Origin of the sequence: Streptomyces sp. GMY02 (assembly GCF_019056675.1) — a bacterium.
Lineage (GTDB): Bacteria > Actinomycetota > Actinomycetes > Streptomycetales > Streptomycetaceae > Streptomyces > Streptomyces odonnellii.
Map to the genome: position 1 here is coordinate 3906082 of NZ_CP077658.1, position 18268 is coordinate 3924349.

Annotated in this window: 10 protein-coding genes; 5 read left to right on the forward strand and 5 right to left on the reverse strand. The window is 70.1% G+C overall.

Going from position 1 to position 18268, the window contains the following annotated elements:
• Positions 1–72: 72 nt before the first annotated feature.
• The 3 genes from KQY30_RS16425 to KQY30_RS16435 all read left to right on the forward strand — a co-directional run bounded on the left by KQY30_RS16425 (position 73) and on the right by KQY30_RS16435 (position 3760).
• Positions 73–384, forward strand: a complete 312-nt coding sequence (locus tag KQY30_RS16425; protein ID WP_217307462.1) for a trypco2 family protein — start codon at positions 73–75, stop codon at positions 382–384.
• The gene (locus KQY30_RS16430) at positions 374–3346 is read left to right on the forward strand and encodes a tetratricopeptide repeat-containing serine protease family protein (RefSeq protein ID WP_217307463.1); all 2973 of its coding nucleotides are present in this window, start codon (positions 374–376) and stop codon (positions 3344–3346) included. Before KQY30_RS16425 ends, KQY30_RS16430 begins: the two co-directional genes overlap by 11 nt.
• A gap of 123 nt (positions 3347–3469) precedes the next feature.
• On the forward strand, positions 3470–3760 hold the full coding sequence (locus KQY30_RS16435) for a hypothetical protein (protein ID WP_217307464.1): 291 nt from the start codon (positions 3470–3472) through the stop codon (positions 3758–3760).
• 58 nt (positions 3761–3818) lie between these two features.
• On the opposite strand, the gene KQY30_RS16440 is transcribed toward KQY30_RS16435, so the two are convergent.
• The gene (locus KQY30_RS16440) at positions 3819–4859 is read right to left on the reverse strand and encodes a YafY family protein (RefSeq protein ID WP_217307465.1); all 1041 of its coding nucleotides are present in this window, start codon (positions 4857–4859) and stop codon (positions 3819–3821) included.
• A gap of 125 nt (positions 4860–4984) precedes the next feature.
• Here KQY30_RS16440 and KQY30_RS16445 point away from each other — a divergent pair, with 125 nt between their 5' ends.
• A complete protein-coding gene (locus KQY30_RS16445; protein ID WP_254407164.1) occupies positions 4985–5725 on the forward strand; it encodes an NIPSNAP family protein in 741 nt (246 codons plus the stop codon).
• 285 nt (positions 5726–6010) lie between these two features.
• On the opposite strand, the gene KQY30_RS16450 is transcribed toward KQY30_RS16445, so the two are convergent.
• Positions 6011–6946 (reverse strand): aldo/keto reductase family oxidoreductase, encoded by a 936-nt coding sequence (locus KQY30_RS16450; protein WP_217307466.1) that lies wholly within the window; start codon positions 6944–6946, stop codon positions 6011–6013.
• Between the two features lie 242 nt (positions 6947–7188).
• On the opposite strand from KQY30_RS16450, the gene KQY30_RS16455 reads away from it, so the two are divergent.
• Complete coding sequence (locus KQY30_RS16455; RefSeq protein ID WP_217307467.1) at positions 7189–7806, forward strand: TOPRIM nucleotidyl transferase/hydrolase domain-containing protein; 618 nt, start codon at positions 7189–7191, stop codon at positions 7804–7806.
• 144 nt (positions 7807–7950) lie between these two features.
• Here the strand turns inward: KQY30_RS16455 and KQY30_RS16460 are convergent, their stop codons facing one another.
• The 3 genes from KQY30_RS16460 to KQY30_RS16470 all read right to left on the reverse strand — a co-directional run bounded on the left by KQY30_RS16460 (position 7951) and on the right by KQY30_RS16470 (position 18111).
• Entirely contained in the window at positions 7951–9171 is a 1221-nt protein-coding gene (locus KQY30_RS16460) for an FAD-dependent monooxygenase (protein WP_217307468.1), read from the reverse strand.
• Positions 9168–10505: an MFS transporter gene (locus KQY30_RS16465; protein WP_254407606.1), complete on the reverse strand. Its 1338-nt coding sequence runs from the start codon at positions 10503–10505 to the stop codon at positions 9168–9170. The genes KQY30_RS16460 and KQY30_RS16465 overlap by 4 nt, the downstream gene beginning before the upstream one ends.
• Positions 10506–11085: 580 nt before the next feature.
• Complete coding sequence (locus tag KQY30_RS16470) at positions 11086–18111, reverse strand: glycoside hydrolase domain-containing protein (RefSeq protein WP_217307470.1); 7026 nt, start codon at positions 18109–18111, stop codon at positions 11086–11088.
• Positions 18112–18268: the final 157 nt, after the last annotated feature.

Consider the following 18268-nt stretch of genomic DNA (forward strand, 5'->3'; position numbering starts at 1 on the left):
GGGGGCTGATGCGGATGATGTGGCTCAGATCAGTGGGTAGGTGATCAGAAGAGCCGGTTGGGGGCCCTGCTTATGAATGATGCCGTCGAGTTGGCAGACATGATCGCGCAGCTGCGCCAGGAGCTGAGCCGGGCGATGTCAGCCGGTGAGGACGCCGACCTGCGGTTCAAGGCGGAGCGGGTGGAGCTGGAGCTGACTGTGGGGGTGGAGCGGACCCATGAGCCGGGGGTGAAGGTGAGGTTCTGGGTGTTCGACGCCGGTGCTACGGCGAAGCGATCGGCCACGGTCACTCAAAAGCTCACGTTGACGTTGCAGCCGGTGCGGACGGACACGCCGGACCAGATGGCGTTGATCTCCGGAGACGAGTTGCCCGGTGAGGACTGACGGGGCGGCCGTAAGCGGCGGGCTGGACCCGCACCGCATCGCAGAGGTCATCGTCACCACCACCGCCGGTGGCAGGCGGCGCGGGTCGGGGTACCGGGTCAGCGACACGGCCGTGCTGACCGCGTTCCATGTAGTGGCCGAGGCCGCGGGGGTGCAGGTGCGTTTCGATGCCGACCGACCGGGTCAATGGGTCGCGGCGGCGGCGGTGGCCTGGTGTGACACCGGCACCGATGTGGCTGTGCTGACCTTCGCGGCCCAACCGGGTGCCACGCCCGTCGCGCCCGCACAGTTCGGGCGTATCGGTGACGACCGTCATGCCGTCATCGGTGTGCATGCAGCGGGATTCCCGCTGTGGAAGCGGCGCCGCGGCGCCGATGGGAAACAGTTCCGGGAACTGCACCAGGCGGATGGAACCGTGGCGGCGCTGTCCAACCTGAGGACCGGCACCCTGGAGATCACCATTCCGGCAGCGACTGCCGACCCTGACCCCAAGGTGTCGCCCTGGTCGGGGATGTCAGGGGCCGCCGTATGGGCCGGGTGCCACATAGTCGGAGTGGTCGCCGAACACCACCGGTGGGAAGGGACAGGCCGGCTGACAGCGACCCGCATCGACGACACCCTGCGCCGGGTCGGCGAGCCGCACCGGGGAGAGCTGGCCGAGCTGTTGACGATCGCCGACCCGGAGGCGCTGCCTGACGTGGGTCCCAGGCCGCCCATTGCGGATTCGCCGCCACCGCAGGCAAGTTCGAAGGTCATCGGTCTGCCGGTCACGCATGGGCTGGAGTTGTTCAAGAACCGTACTGACGTACGCCAGACGATCGGCCGCCACCTCTCGGATCCGGCCATCCGCATGGTGACCGTCACCGGGCGACGAGGCATAGGCAAGAGCGCGGTCGCTGCCAAGGTCATGGAGATGCTGGAGCGGGGTGAGTGGCCGGGCATCGCCCAGGCTCCGGTTCCGTCGGGGCTGGTGAATCTGAGCACCCGTACGTCAGGTATCTCCCTGGAGCGCCTCTACTTCGACTGCGCCCGCCTGCTCGGCTCCGATCGCGAGACGCGTCTGCTGGACATCTGGGCCGCGAACCGCCCCGTACAGGACAAGATCGGCGAGCTGTTCGCCGCGATGGGGCACCAGCTCTTCATCATCCTGATGGACAACCTTGAGGACCGGCTTCAGGACGACGGCCGACTCGACGACGACGAACTCGCGATCTTCCTCGACTGCCTCTTCCGGGCAAGATCCACGCCACGGCTGCTGATCACGTCACAGATACCGTTACGACTCGCGCCCGAGTTGCGCCGTTTCGCCGCAGAAGTCGAGCTGTCCGACGGGCTGCCGCCCGCCGACTCCATCGCGCTGCTGCGCGAACTCGACCAGGACGGGGGCCTTGGTGTGGCGCAGCTGTCCGACGAGCAGTTGCTGCAGGCGGCGGTCCACGTCCACGGGGTTCCTCGCGCGCTGGAGCTGTTGGTAGGCGTAGTGGCCGACGACACGCTGACATTACCGACGCTGCAGGACGTACTGCAGGACTTCACCCAACGCGGCGACGTGGTCGCCAGCCTCGCCCAGGACCGGTACCGGCGGCTCGTCCCCGAAGGCCGCACCGTGTTGAACGTCCTCGCGGTGCTGCGCACGCCCGTGCCACGGGAGGCGATCGAGTGGATCGTGGGCGGCCTCGATCCCGGCCTCGACATCACGCCGGTCCTGTCCCACCTGCTACGGATACGCATGCTGTCGGTGGACCGGACCAGCCGCACCTTCGCGCTGCACCCGATGGACGCCGACCTCGCGTACGGTGCCATGCCACGCGATGGCACGCTGGGACGGCTGTCCGTGGAGCGGCGGGCAGCCGACTGGTACGCGAGCATCGCCCCGCCCCGCTCGCACTGGCGCAGTCTGGACGACATACAGCCGTACCGGCGCGAATTCGACCACCGTGTGCGCGCCGGGGACATGGACGATGCCGCACTGGTCCTCGGCGCGATCAGCGAATGGATGCTCTGGCAGGGCTCGGTGCTCGCCGTGATCTCGATGCATCTGACCACGGAGGGACGGTTGACCGACGAACGGGCGCGCCTTGCCCATCTGATCGGCTTCGGGCACGCCCGGCTGAGCGGAGGCCCGATGGCACACGCGGCTGACCTGTTCATCGAGGCGGCCGACCTGGCGGGGCGGATCGGTGACCTCCAGGCGCTGCAGAACGCCATGTTCGGCCTGGGCGACGCCTACCGCCAGCTGGGCCGCCTCGACGCCGCGGTGGACCCGCTGGCCCAGGCTGTGGAGCTGGCTCACGAGATCGGCGATTCCGAGCGCGAGGTGCACGCGATCCTGAGCCTCAGCCTCGCCCACAGCTACCTGGGTGACGGGGCGGCGGCCCTTGCTGGTGCCGACCGGCTGCACGAACTCGCCCGCACATCCAGCGACCTGCTCACCGAGGCCCGTGCCTGGAACGCACGCTCAATCGCCCTGCTGGTCCTGGGCCGCTGGGAGGAGGCGATCGCGGCCGGCGACGGAGCCATGCGTGCGTACCGGGACGCGGGCAGCAAGGAAGCGGTCACCTACGCCCTCAACGCCCAGGGCATCGCCTTGATCGCGTTGGGGCGGACGGGAGAAGCGCTGGCCGCACTCGACGAGGCGCTCGACGAGGCGTCGCTGATCGAGAACCCACGCGCGGAGGGAGTCTGCCTTTACAACATGGCGTGGGCCTACTGGACCGATGGCCGGTACGAGCAGGTGGCCGGGGCCGCCGAGCGAGCAGCGGCCTCACTACAGCTCGCCGGGGCGTCGGAAGCGACGGCGGCGGAAGCGCTCGCCGAGGCGGCCCACGCCCGGATGGTGCCCGACCCGCGGACGGCCGCCGACGCGCTGGCCCGGGCCGCCGACGGTGTCGGCGGCAATGTCGAAATGGTTCGACCGGCCTGGCTCATCGAGGAGTCAGGCCGGTTGCGCGGCGAGACCTGACGCTGCCCGGCGCGGGCGAGCGCCCTGCCCCGAGGAAACGAGGACTGCTGGAGAGTCGGATGTGGCGAATGCGTACTTGGGCCACGAAACCGAGGCCGCCGATCCGCAGCGCGGGGAGACCCGATGAGTGCCGCCCGCCGCGGCAAACGCCGTGCCACGCTGCCGCCCCGCGCATGGAGCGTGCACGCGGCGTCCGTCTGGTTGATCGCACTCTCCGGCGCGGCCGTCTCGGCCGCGGTCCTGGACGCAGGGGGCTCCGCCGGCGTGGACACGCATCGCGAGACGGCGTCCCGCGAGGAGGTCCTCACGTTCTGGACTCCTGAGCGGATGAAACAGGCGAAGCCCGCCGAGATGCCGGTGCAGCCGGTGGAGTGCGCGGGCCAGCAATGGTTCGTCCGCCCGCACTGCTGGTGATCCCGACCGACAGGTGTGCGCTGGGACCGGGGCGGACCGGCGACCGGGCCAGACCGATTCAGGCATCTTGCGGCACGTCTGCGGCACGTCGCCCGGGTACCCCCGCCTCGGTGCCACCAGGGCAGATGTGTCCGTAGGTCCGGGCGAGTACGAACACCGCGTCGGCCATGACCTGACGCAGTTCTTCCGGCGCGACGACCTCGACATCGATACCGAGCCGTAGCAGCTCGCCACACGCATGCTCGGTGCTCTCCGTCGGGATGACGGCCTCGCTCCAGCCGTCACCGCCGACTGCGGTTGCGGTGGCGTCGAATGCCCGTACCACCTCAGGGGGGACGTTGGCGGCCAGCCGCTCGCGGCCCCTCGGCGACAGCCGGATGGTGGCGGTGCCCGTATGACGACGCGCCTGGAAGCCGTCCAGATAGGACGACCAGTACTCACCCAGGACGAAGTCCTCCGGCCGTTCGAAGCGCTCATCGCTCAAGACCGCGTCGAGGACCTGGGTGACCCGGTAGGTGGCGGTCCGGCCCTTGGCCGCTGCCACGAGATACCAGGTACCGGACTTGAGCACCAGGCCATAGGGATACAGCCGGCGGTCCACCTCTTGCGGTTCGCGCCAACGCCGGTACCGCACGTCCACTGCCTGCCGACGGAACACCGCGTCCACGAGCAGGGGCAGATACGGGGTCGCCTCGGCTTCCCGGTACCAACCCGGAGCATCCAGGTGGAACACCGCGTCGGTCCGCGTCGCCTCTTCGCGCATGCCTGCGGGCAGAGCGGCCAGCAGCTTCAGCCGCGTCGCGGCCACTTCCTCGGCGAGCCCCAGATCGGCGGCGGGCGTGGGCAGTCCCGCGAGGAACAGCACCCTGGCCTCGCGCTCGCTCAACCCGGTGAGGCGGGTGCGGTAACCGTCGAGCAGCCGATAGCCGCCGGTGCGGCCCTGCTCGGCGTAGACCGGGAACCCGGTGGCCCGCAGACGGTCCAGGTCTCGGTAGGCGGTACGCACGGAGACCCCCAGCTCGTCGGCCAGCCTTCGTGCCGACATGCGGCCACGGGTCTGGAGCAACAGCAGCATCGACAGCAACCGGTCGGCAGACATACGAGGATTCTGCTCCGAAACACTGACAGGTACTGGCACACCTGGGCCCTACCGTCGGCACGGGCCGGTCCACCCGGCTCGAAGTGTGGGAAAGACTCGAAGTGCGCGAAAGAACGGAGTCCGCTGTGCCCGGAACCGGCCCCGCCGTCCGCCCTGCCGTGATCGAGCTGCGCCAGTACACCCTGCGCCCTGGCCGACGGGACGAGCTCATCGAGCTGTTCGACCGGGAGTTCGTCGAAACGCAGGAGGAGACCGGAATGATCGTCCTCGGCCAGTTCCGCGACCTCGACGATCCGGACCGTTTCGTCTGGCTGCGCGGCTTCAAGGACATGGAGGCCCGGCGGCAGGCCTTGTCAGCCTTCTACGGCGGGCCGGTCTGGGCCGCGCACGGCCCCCAGGCCAACGCCACCATGGTCGATTCCGACAATGTCCTGTTGCTGCGGCCCCTGCCGCCTGGGCGCGGCTTCGGGGTGACCCCGTCCGAACGGCGGCAGCCAGGCGCCACGGCACCGGACCGGTTCGTGGCCGCCACGCTGTGGCACTTCCCTCCGCACACCCACGACGGCATCGAACTGATCCAGGACGGCCTCGTCCCGCTGCTGCGGCAGGCAGGGCCCGCACCGTTCGCCGTTCTCACCACGGAGACGGCAGCCAACACGTTTCCCAGGCTCCCAGTCCGCACCGGGGAGAACATCGTCGCGGTCTTCACCTCGTACTCGGACGAGAACGCTCACCGCCGCCACCTCGCCGATGCGATGGCCCATCCCCTCGTACGGAACGAGATTCTTCCGGACATCGAGCGGACACAGACCGCAGCCCCCCAGCTCCTGCGGCTGGCGCCCACAGTCCGCTCACTCATCCGTTGAGGGAACGGAGCGCCCTTGAGGGCACGGGGCGCCCTCTCGCACCCGGCGGCGTATAGCCCCCAGCCTCCTGAACGGCGCATGCCGCTCCGTGCCAGTCATGGAGGTCAACAGCAGTCAATACGGGCCCACAGGTCTGCAAGAACGCACCTCACGGGTGTGGGCCAGGTCTGGGCGTCGGTGTGCGACGCGACGGTTCCAGGGTGGTTCGGCGGCTAGCGTCCGGAGCCCGGTAGCCCGCCAGCGTCCCGAAGGGCGCTGGCGGACTGTCCCGAATTCCAGGCGGGTTCAGGGGACGATGTGGCCTGCGGCGCGGAACAGTTCGTACCACTCGGCCCGGGTGAGTGGAAGTTCGGAGCCCTGGGCGGCGCCCGCGACGCGCTCCGGGCTGGTGGTGCCCAGTACGACCTGCATCTGAGCGGGGTGGCGGGTGATCCAGGCGGTCGCGATCGCGATGGCGGGGACGTCGTACTTGTCGGCAAGACGGTCGATAACGGCGTTGAGCTCGGGGTAGTCCGGCGAGCCGAGGAAGACACCCGTGAAGAAACCGGCCTGGAAGGGGGACCACGCCTGGATGGTGATGTCGTTCAGACGGCAGTAGTCGACGATCCCTCCGCCATCGAGGGTGACCGACTGCTGCTCCGCGAGCATGTTCGCAGCGACCCCCTGAGCGATGATCGGCCCGTGTGTGATCGAGAGCTGAAGCTGGTTGGCCACGATGGGCTGACGCACGTACCTGCGCAGCAGGTCGATCTGGCGCGGGGTCTGGTTCGAGACACCGAAGGCGCGCACTTTGCCCGAGGATTCGAGCTCGTCGAAGGCGCGGGCGACCTCTTCGGGCTCGACAAGTGCGTCGGGGCGGTGCAGCAGCAGGATGTCGATACGGTCGGTCCGCAGGGCCGCGAGTGAGCCCTCGACCGATTTGACGATGTGCTCGTAGGAGAAGTCGAAGTACGGCCCGTCCGTGACGATTCCCGCCTTGGTCTGGATCGTGATCTCGTCGCGCTGCGACGGGCTCAGCGCCATCGCGTCCGCGAAGCGGCGTTCACAATGGTGCAGCTCGCCTCCGTATACGTCGGCGTGGTCGACGAAGTCGATGCCCGCGTCGCGCGCGGTGCGGACGAGTTCGCGGACCTCCTCGTCCGTCTTGTCGGCGATACGCATCAAGCCGAGCACGATGTTCGGGGCGAGGATGTCGGTGCCGGGCAGGGTGAAGGTCTTCACAACGGCTTTCCTTTCAAATTTTCAGGTCCGCACGCACAGTACAAAACGGGTCCACTCCGCACGTCAGGAGGCGGGGGTCCATCGGCGGCCGGCCGGTCCGGCTGCCATGTGGCTCAGCCCCTCGCACAGCGCTCTCCATTCCCGGCCGCGGCGGCTTCGCCCTGGTCGTACAGTCCGTCCGACGCCGCCGCACCTGCGGAAATCCCCTCGCGCTTTGGCCGGAACGGGCTGAGACTCGTCGCATGGATGACATGGGGGCGTTCCGGGAGGCGGTCACCGCGTGGGCGGCCGGTGGTCCCGGCGATCCCGCGCGCGAGCTGGCCGCGCGGCTGGCCGTCCGGGCGGCCGTCCTGCTCGAAGGGCCGAGCGACGTCGCGGCGGTCAACACGCTGGCAGAGAGCCGCGGCCGGAACCTGGCGGCCGAAGGGGTCTGCGTTCTGCCGATCGGCGGTGCGATGAGCATCGGGCGCTACGCCCGGCTTCTCGGTTCACCCGGTCTGGACCTCCGCCTCACGGGACTGTGCGACGAGGCGGAGCGTCCCTACTACGCACGCGGCTTCGAACGGGCCGGTGCGACGCAGCAAGGCTTCTTCGTCTGCGCGGCAGATCTGGAAGACGAGCTCATCCGCGTGCTGGGCGTGACACGGGTGGCGGAACTCGTCCGGGCCGAAGGCGACCTGCGTGCCCTCCAGACCTTCCTGCGCCAGCCCGCGCAGCAGGGCCGCGCGCCACAGCAGCAGTTCAGGCGCTTCCTCGGAACGAAGAAGGGGCGCAAGATCCACTACGGCCGTGTGCTCGTCGAGGCCCTCGGCCCCGACCAGGTCCCGGCCCCGCTCGACGGCCTGCTCTCCAGCCTCTGACCACTGGGCGCCGGGAAGTGTTCGGCCTTGCGCTCGTAGCGGCGGTGCGGACGACCGCATGCGGACAGCACGCCACCCGACCGCGCGCGGTTCGTCGGCCTACTGGCCCGGCCGCCGACGGCAGGACCGGGGCCGGGGCCGGGCTCACGTCGTAGGGATGAAGTCCGGCAGGGTCAGGGACCGGTGGGCCGGTTGTCCCCCTGCGGTAGGCATCGTGCGGAGACCCCGGAGCCTTTCGTTGCGTTGCTCCAGGGCCTCGGCGGTGGTCGGGAAAAGGGTGGCCCCGCCCTCGCCGGCCAGGCCCTGGTTCGCGGTCACAAACTCACGGGTGCCCTGTTCGTAGGCGGCGAAGCCCGCGGTGTGGTCCCGGTCGGCCAGGGAAGCGGCGAGCATGTACGCGCCGACGAGCGCGAGGCTGGTGCCCTGGCCGGTGAGGAACGAGGGCGCGTACGCGGCGTCGCCCACCAGCGCGACCCTGCCGCTGGACCAGCGGGGCATGCGGATCTGGCCGACCCCGTCGAAGAACAGGTCGTCCGCGTCGCGCATGGCGGCCAGCATGCCCGGGACCTCCCATCCCGCGTCGGCGAAGACCGCGGCGACCAAGTCGCGTTGGGCTTCCGGGTTCCGGAACGCTTCGAACGGCGGTTTCGGCCGGGCGAAGTTCAGGAAGGCGTGCACCTCGTCGTCTTCCCCCACCGCATAGAGTGCCGCGGCCCTGCCCGGGGTGTTCCACATCACGGTCTCGTGGGAGAGCCCGAAGGTGTTGGGCATGGTGAACACGGCGAAGCAGTGGCCGAGGTACCGGTGGAACTGCTCTTCGGGGCCGAACAGCATTTCCCGGGTGCGTGAGTGCGTACCGTCCGCGCCGAACACCATGTCGACCGTACGTCTGCCGCCCCCGCGCAAGGTGACATCGACCCCGTGGCCGGACTGGCCAAGGGTGTCGATGGAGTCGTTGAACAGGAACTCCACGTCATCACGGACCGCCGCGTAGAGAGCGTCGGTCAGATCCCCGCGCCGCACCTCCAGGTCCCGTCCGTCCACACCGCCGGTGACGGTATGCGGGTGGACCGACGCGACCTCGCCGCCGTTCCCGCCGAGGAAGGTCAGTCGGCGCAGGTCGATGTGTGCGTCCCGCAGTTGCGGCAGGATCCCCATCCTCCGGACGACCTCCAGTGCGGTGCCGCGCACGTCGACGGGGTAACCACCGCTGCGGAGCGTGCCCGCCCTCTCCACCACCGTGACCGCGTATCCGTAGCGGTTCAACCAGAACGCGAGGGCGGGACCCGCGATGCCGGCCCCGGAGATCAGGACCTTGCGCCTCGGCGTGGTACGGACGTCCGTCAACTGATCGGTGAGGGTCATTCCTTGACTCCTTTGCTCATGGTGCGGGCGACAAGCAGGGACAGCGCGGTGAGGGCGCCGGCGACGACGAAGCCGGTGACGAAGGCCGATTCGGCCGGGACGTCCGACCCGGAAGGGGTCCCGGCGGTGAGGAGCGCGCCGCTGACCTGCACACCCACGGCGAAGCCGATCACACGAGTCACCAGGACCAGGCTGGTGGCGATGCCGGTGTCGCTTTGATCGACGGATGTGGCGGTGCTGGTCACCAGCGCCGTTACGCACAGACCGTTGGCCAGCGCGACCAGCGCCTTGCCGACGACGAGGTGCCGGACGTCGGTGTGTACGGCGGCCAGGGCGATCAGGGCGGCCGCCATGATGACGATCCCGGCGGTGACGACGGCACGCGAGCCGAAACGCCGCGCCCCGATCCCGCCGACCGGCCCGGCCAGCGACGCGGCCACGGCGCCGGGCAGCAGGTAGAAGCCGATCTCGGTGGCACCGGCCCCGAATCCGTACGCGTCGGCGGACACCGCGAACAGTTGCGGTACGAGATAGACCGCCGCCGAGGTGCCGACGCAGATCACGAACGTCAGCACACACGACTTCCACACCACGGGCCGTGCCACCATGCGCAGATCGATGATCGGTGAGACCGCGCGACGCTCGACGGCCGTCCACCCGGTCACGAAGGCGGCCAGAAGCAGGATGAGGGCGCCGAGCACGAGGGGCTGCGAGCCGATGTCGGGCGCCATCGCGAGCGCGAGCATGAGCGTGACCAGGGTCCCGCTCAGGAGAGCCAGGCCGGGCCAGTCGAACCCTGCGTCGTCCGGCCGGCCCGGCGGATCATGCGGCATCAGCCTGTTCACCAGCACGGTGGCCCCGATGACCGCGATCGTCGGCAGCGCGAACATCCAGTGCCGGGACAGCCCTTCCGCCACAGGCCCGGCCGACAGCGTTCCCGCCATCCCGCCGCCCACGAACAACCCGCTGACCACCCCGATGGCCACCTTCGACTCCCCCGCGGGGAGGTGCTTGCGCACGAGGATGAACGACAGGGGCAGCGCGCCCACCATCGCCCCCTGGAGTATCTGGCCGAGCAGCAGCACCGGCAGGTTCGGTGCCAGCGCGGACACCAGACCACCGGCACAGACCACCGCCATCAGCCGGATCAGGACCCGTTTCCCGCCGTAGCGGTCGCCGAACTTGCCTGCGAGCGGTGTGACGAGCGCGCCGGTGATGAGGAGCACGATGCTGAGTAACGCCCCTTCGGCGGGGCTCATGTCCAGCTCGCGTTGCAGGAGCGGGAGCGTCGGCGTCACCACCGACTCCAGGGCACCGGTGGCGACCGCCAGCATGCCGAGGGCCGCGACAGCGGCCTTCCCGATCCCGGGACCGGGTGGGGCGGCCGAGGCTTCCGGTCGGTCGTCCGGCCTCTGCCACTTGCCGTTGCGCAGCCTCATGTGCCGCCCTGCCCTCTCGCGATCTTCTCGTGCTGACGAGGTGCAGAGTGCAAGGACGGCTGCGCGCCGGGCGTCATACCCGGGAGCCAATTTGGACGTACTACCGCGGTAGGGGGCGGAGTCGGGGCAGGCCCTGGGGCGGAGGGCTACCGCCCGGGGCCCGGGGGCACAGCCCCGCGAAGGGGGCGTCCTGCTCGCCTGGGGCCACCAGCCCTGATTCGTACGCCAAGACCACCGACCGGGCTGTACGCGAAGACCACCGCCCCGGGTGGCTCGGTCGTACCGGAACGGCGGTGCCTGGATCTCTCGCTGAGCGTCCACCGGCCGTGCCGTCATGCCGACGGCCCCTCCGCGCGAACACCAAGGGTTCGCCCGGAGGGGCCGTCGGTCGGCGGCAGTGCGCCTCGGGAGGATCAGCCGGTTCCTGCCGCGGCCCCACGGGGCGCGGCAGGTCCGGCGGTCACGTCGTGCCCGGCTACATCGTGCCCAGCACCCCAGGGATCACCTGAGCTCCGTCCCACGCCGGCACCGACGACCTGGGTCCGGCGCCGATGACCGGACGTGCCCCGATGCCCCCGGCACCGAACAGGCCGGAGGTGGGCCACAGGCCGGATCCCGCGACGGCGGCGTCACGGCCGTCACGGCCGTTGCCGCCGGCCGCGACCGGCCGGTCGTCCCGGTCCGTGAGCTGGAACCCGACCGTGTAGGTCCGGGTGACCGAACCGTTGGCCGAGGTCACCTTGATCGTGCGGGTGGTGAACCGGGGCCCGGTCGAGGAGAGGACCGGACTTCCGTCGGTGACCCTGACCCGCGCGCCGGACTGCGCCGGTACGGCGGAGAGCGCCGGGATCTTCCTGTTCTTCGGCCAGTCGACGACGTACGTGGACACGGCGGGGTCGAACCCGTCGATCGCGACACCTCCGACAGTGATCGCCTTGGCGTCGGCGTCGCCGGCCCTGGTGGCGTCCGAGTAGTTCGTCACCTTGACCGACCCGTCGGCGTTGACGACGACCTGCGCCGACATCGCGGCCGCCAGGTTGATCCGCTCCCAGCTCGCTCCGCCGTCCGCGGTGAGGTCCAGCGGGGAGCCGGAGTCCGTCGCGGTCTGCTCAAGGATCTGGGTGCGCTGCGCGGTGGTGAGGTCCGGGAAGGCCGTGATCAGCAGGGCCGCCGCGTCGGACGGTGTCTTGAGGGCCTGCCCGGACTTCCCGACCCGGGAGAACCCGTAGTCCAGGCGCTGCGTGTACAGGTCGACCTGCCGCGCCGTGCTCAAGCCCGCGTAGGAGTCGCCCGCGCAAGCCTTGAGCGTGTCGCCGTAGCCCTCCTTCTCGCACTGCGCGAGCAGTACGTTCTCCATCTCGGTGTGGGCCTGCGTCAGCAGCTTCGCGAAGTCGGGGTCCGCCCACCGGTGCGCGACGGTGGCCTGTCCGGTGATGCGGCCGCCCATGACGTCGAGCGGGTAGTGGAACCCGAGGACGATGCGGTTGTTCCCGTACTCCGAGGTGCGGGCGAGGATCGACGGTGCCAGCTCCGGCAGGAGCGTGGCGAGGATCGTCCCCGCTTCGTAGCCGCCGTAGGTGTGGCCGCTCGGGTACGAGCCGCTGGTGGTGAGGCTGCCGTACGAGCCGTCCTGCGACTCGTAGATGTCGCCGCCGTCGCCGACGAACCCGAGCCGCACGTACGGGCGCTGGTAGCCGTAGTGGTCCTTCGCCGCGTCGACCTTGTCGAGGTTCTTCGTGACGCGCGAGAAGAGTGCGCTGGTCTTCGGCAGCCGGCCGCCGTTCAGGGCGTCGCGGTAGATCTGGCCGAGCCGGGAACCGAGGCCGTCGGCCATCGTGACGGTCGCGCTGTCGGTCGCGTCGACCTCGGCGCGGTCCACCTCCTTCTGCGTCGCCGCGTTGTTGACGCGTACGGCGATCCGGTCGTTCTCAGCGGTGAGCGCGGTGCCGTTCGGCATCTTGGTGTTGGCGCCGAGGACGTCGGAGCCGAGGTCCTCGATGCCGTTGAGCAGCTCATAGAAGTAGTCGGTCCCGTCGCCGGTGCCCGGCCACTTGTCCGACGCGTAGGTGGCGTTGAGCGTGTCGTCCGGGAAGGGGGACGGCTCGTACGCCGGGTCGGAGGCGTCCGCCGCGGCGGACGCCGAGGCCGTCGCCGGGACGGTCGCGGCGGAGTCGTCCGAGGTTCCGGCCAGGGTGACCGCGGTGACGGTGGCCGTGTGCGCCTTGGCCTTGCCCGTGGTCGTGAGCAGCGTCGTGCCCGTCGTGGCGGGGACGTGCGCGGTGGTTCCGTCGTCGAGGGCCACGGTGTAGCCGATGACCGGGAATCCGCCGTCGCCGGCCGCCCGCCAGTTCACGCGGACCTGCTTGCCGTCGGTGATCACGCCCGTCACGGCCGGCTTCTGCGGCTTGCCGCCGCCGGTGACCACGGGTGCCGTGGCCGCGCTCGGGCGGGAGGTGCCGACGGCGTTCACCGCCTGGACGCGTGCCGTGTAGGACCTGTCGGCCCGCAGCCAGGTGAACGTCGTGCTCCGGCTCTCCGGGTCGTCGATCTTGATCTGGTGACCGTCGCCGAGGGTGATCCGGTAGCCGGTGACCGGTGAGCCGCCGGTGTCCGCGGGTGCGGCCCAGGCGACGGTCACGCTCGTGCCGGACGAGGTCGCCGAGACCGCGTCGGGCGCGGCGGGCACCGTCCTGGGCTTCGTGGTGAGCGCGGACACGGCATGGCGGAGGGCGTCGTACCGGGCGGTGAGCGTCGCGTCCGTGGCCGTGCCGTCGGCGACCGCGGTCTTCGCCGCGCCGAGTGCGGCCGTGAACGCCTTCCACGACGCGTCCGTGTAGCGGTCGTTGCCGAGGGCCGACGCGGTGGCGACCAGGTCCTCCAGCTTCAGCCTCGGGAGCGGGATCAACTGGCCGGCGGCCAGGGTGAGGCTGCGCGTCTGCCTGTCGGCCTCCAACTGGGTCGCGTCGGCGGCGGCGACGAGGGTGCGTGCGGCCGCGAGTTCACGCTCGTACACACCGAAGTCGATCGCGTTGTAGCGCGCCGCGTCGGCCGCGAGCCCCTCGTACTGCTCGATCGCCTTCCGCAGGGCGGACTTGTCCGTGACGGGGGGCGTCTCGACGTGGTCGAAGGTGATCCGGCCCAGGTTCGCGACGTACGGGTGCGAGGAGTCCGGGGTCGTGGTCAGCCGCAGGTGGACGGAGTGCGTGCCGGTGATCGCCCTGGGCAGTGTCAGGCTCGTCGTCCCTCCTGACGACCACGCGCTGCCCGTGACCGGCAGCGGTACGGTCGCGTACGGCGTGCCGGGGTCGGCCGCGTCGAAGTCGTCCAGGTAGAGCTGGACGGCGGAGCCGGTGCCGCAGCGGGCGGAGTTGTTGACGTAGGTGATCGTGACGGTGCTCTTCGGGGAGCTGCCGAAGTCGATGTCCCCGTAGTCGAGCCAGGCTCCGTCGTAGGTACCGCCGAGGTCGGTGGTGGAACCCGAGCCGGTCCAGCCGACGGGCTCGCTCTTGAGGCCGCCGCCGCTGTGCGAACGGAACGCCGTGGCGTCGAAGCCCACGGGGGCGTCGGCGTTCTGCGTCAGGGCCAGCGAGTAGATGTTGCCCACGTAGGGCTGGGAGGCGGTCTGCGTGCTGGAGACGAACACCGCGTACACGTCCTGGACGCCGGTGAAGACGCCCGGGTCGAGGTGCACGCTCGTCGTGGCGACGGTTCCCCAGCCCGATCCGCTGTAGTCGAGGGGGATGTCGACGCTCTTCGTACCGTCCTTCGAGCCGAGGCGCAGCTCGATGTGCGAGTCCGACGCCGCCCGCGACTGGGGCTTGTCATAGCGGACGGTGACGGTGTCGGCGCCGTCGCGCAGGTCGGTGTCCTTCCACTGCGCCCACGCGCCGTTCGTCACGTTCTCGAAGATGCCGTTCGAGAGGTTGAGCGGGAGCGAGCCGTTGCCGGTCGTGGTGCTGTTCACCGCGGTCAGCGTGGCGAGCGTGGTCGTGGGGGATTCCGGGACCTCGTACGGCGAGAACTGATACCAGTCGAAGTTCGACACCCACTGCTGGCCCGACGGGGCGTGGAACACGAACGTCGCGCTCTTCGCAGCCAGCAGGGCGTCGGGGTCGGTGACGGCCGCCTGCACCGTGGAGTAGTACTGCCAGCCGCCGGTCCCGGGGAGCGGGACGGTGGCGACGACGGGGCCGTCGGCGGCGCCCGCGTGGATGTCGACGCTGCTCGGCTTCGCGTTCGTCGGCTGCGAGTTCGCGTAGCGGACCGAGACGGTCCGCGGGGCGACCCCGCCGAAGTCCAGCTTGGTGTACCGCTCCCACGACCCCTCGGTCACACCGCCGAGGTTGCCGTCCGAGTAGTACGCCTCCTTCACAAGGCTCGGGCCCTCCTTCTGGTCGGGGTCCTCGGCCTGGAGAACGGCGTAGCCGCCCTCGTCGATGGTCAGCCCGTCGATGGCGGTCCGCAGCGCGTCCTGGGCGGCCATGATCGTGCCCGTCGCGGAGGTGGTGTCCGCGAGGACGGTCCGCGCGCGTTCGAGGGCGGACCGGAACAGGTTCCAGGAGCCGTCGGAGTAGTTGGTGCCGCGTACCAGGGACGCCTGGTCGACGAGGGCGCCGAGGGCCTTGCGCTGCACCGCGGCGGCCGAGATCAGGAGCGGGTCGGTCGGGGATGTCCCGGTGCCGCTCACCGTGGAGGCCCGCACGCCGTGGGCGAAGGCCGCGTCGCGGAAGGTGATGCCGAAGCGCGCGTCGACCTCCGTGGTGCCGGTGAGCGACAGCGTCGCCGTCCGCTTGTCACTGACGCGAAGGTCCGCCGTGACACCGGCCGGCAGGCCGGTCACGCTCGCGGCGCCGGTCCTGGTGAGGCTGGTGCCCTTGCGGGCGTCGAAGGACGCCGGTCCGGTCAGGGTGAGCTTCACGCTGTCGTGGACGGTGCCGTCCTCGGTGGTGGCGACGGTGCCGGGCTGGGCGGAGACGACGGTGTTGCCCTTGTCCGTGCCCGTGCCGCCGTCACCGGTGTCGCCCGAGTCGGTGTTCAGCGAGTACGCGGGCTCGGTGCGGGCGCCCCACGGGGAGGGCTTGGAACCCATGGTGAAGTCCAGGGTTCCGCCGGAGATGATCTGCGAGTAGTCGAGCCACGTGTTGTCGAACCGCTTGCCGTTGAGGGTCGCGTTCTGCACGTAGTAGTTGCTCGGCGACACGCCGTCGGCCTTCACCGTGAACCGGGAGCCGTTGGCGTAGGTGATCGTCGTGGAGTCGAAGAACGGGCTGCCGATCTGGAACTGGCTGGAGCCGGCGGTCACCGGGAACAGGCCCAGGGCGGCGCCGACGAACATGGTCGACATGGTGCCGGCGTCGTTGTCCATGGTCGGCAGGAAGCCGTTCGGGGAGAGCTTGTAGACCTGGGTCTTGACCGGCGGGCGGAACTCGCCGCCGGAGCTGGGGGCCTCGTTGGTGGAGCCCGTCGCGATGTAGCGGTTCCAGGTCGTGCCGGTGTAGATGGCGCGTACCCACTTCTGCGTCAGGCTCGGCTCGCCGACGTAGTTGAAGAGGTACGGGGCTTGGAGGTCGATCTCGTTCGCGTTGGAGTGCAGCATGGTCGAGCCGTCATCGACGCCGGAGTCCTCGCCGAACATGTGCTTGACCGCGGCCTTGCCGGCCTTCTCGCCGCCCATGGCCTCGATGAGGCCGCCCATGTCGTACGCGTCGTACCAGTGGTACTGCCACAGCGTGCCCTGGTAGAGGCCGGCCGCCTCGAACTTCTCGTAGTCCGCGCTCTGCCAGTCGCCGTTCGCGGCACGCGGGGTGAGCAGACCGACCTCGGTGCCGTCGGGCGCGGTCCAGGCACCGGACTTCACGAGGTTGTCGATCGCCATCGTCGACTGGGCGCGCAGCTCCTTCGCGTCGTCCTTCTTGCCGAGCGCTTCGGCGATGACGGAGAGCGCCCACTGGTCGTAGCCGCGCTGCACGGTCGTACCGGGATCACCGGTGACGTATCCCTGCCGCAACTGCGCCCCGGTGTAGTAGCCGGAGTACGACAGCAGCGCCGGGTACGCCTCGTCGAGCCGGTCGAAGTTCTTGAAGCCCTTCGACAGCGCGTCGGCGACCAGCACGGCCGAGCGCTCCCAGCGCACGGTCGGGACCGAGTGGGTGAGGCTGCCGAGGCTCTTGCCGGAGGTGCGCGTGTCGGCGAAGAGCTGGATCAGCGACTGGATCATGTCCCGGTAGGTGGCCGGGTCGATGTACGCCTCGACCGAGTACTTGCGGAAGTCGTCCCAGGTGGACCAGCCGTCGTAGTACGTGAAGCCGTTCGCCTTGTGCACCGCGCCGTCGGCGCCGCGGTACGTACCGCTGGTGCTGGTGGCGTTCACCGGCAGCGCGTACATGCGGTACAGGTGCGTGTAGAACTCCTTGGTGAGCGTCGACCCGGGGTCGGACTTCGCCGAGGCGCGCACGTCGACGGCGCCGAGCGACGTGTTCCAGACCGCCTTCGTCCGGGCGCGCGCCTGGTCGAAGGTGAGGTCGCCCACCTCGTTGTGCTGGTCGGTCACGGCCTGCTCGGCGCTGATCGGCGAGAGCGTGATGCGCAGCTCGATGTCGTCCCCGGCGGCCTTGTCGAACCCGAGGACGGCGCCGGTGTCGGACCCGTCCTGCGCGGTCGCGTCGCTCAGCCTGCCGTCGTTGCCCCAGCTCTTCAGGGAGGTCACGGGGACGTTCGTGGTGGCGGCGTAGTACAGCTTGTACGAGGCGCCGTTGAACGACCCGGCGATGAGCCCGGTGATCGACGTGGTCCCGTCCGGGAGCGTCGTCGCCTTCATGGTCGAGCGGGTGCGGCTGGTGAAGTTGTTCGCCAGGTCGAGAACGAGCTCGGGGTCCGACCCGGCGGGGAAGCTGTACCGCTGAAGGGCCGTGCGCGTCGTCGCGGTCGTCTCGGCGTTGATGGTGCCGGAGTCCTGCTTCACCGACGACGCGGGACCGGAGATGGCCCCGAGACCCACCTGATAGTAGCCGGGCGTCGCGGTCTCGTCGTCGTGGCTGAACGCGTGGGCGTACGTGCCGGTGGCGGGCCGGCTGTCGTACCGCACGGAGGTCGGGACGACGAGCAGGTCGCCACCGCCTCCGGAGCCGCCGACGCCGTCGAGGTTCGTCGCCGTGAACCCGGCGATGTGGTCCTCGTTGTAGTCGTAGCCGGTGTGGTTGCGGTTCGGCGTGGTCAGCGGGTTGACCTTGGCCAGACCGTGGGGCGCCTGGGCACCCGGCAGGTCGTTGCCGTCGTCACCGGCGGTCGACACGAACGGGTCGACGAGTTTCGTGTAGTCCGTACCGCCGGACGTCCCGCCGGAGGGCGTGGACGTGGTGGCGCCGGGCACCGCGGCGGCCGAGCCGGCACCGGCCAGCGCGCCGAAGCCGAGCGCGCCGCTGAGCAGCACGGCGACCGTGGCGTACAGGGGCCGGGGCCGATGACGTCTGCGGGCGGTCCGCGCGAGGACCGCGCGGGGCATGGGAGTTCGGGATCTGATGGGCACGTAACCTCTCCAGCGTCGTGGTACGCCCGCACAGTCCGCCCTGGATGCGGACAACGTTGTCGACGTTGTCCGCAGCGCGACCGGAGCGTGCGGAGCGAGACGGCTGTGGACGCACGGGACTGCACCCGTCCGT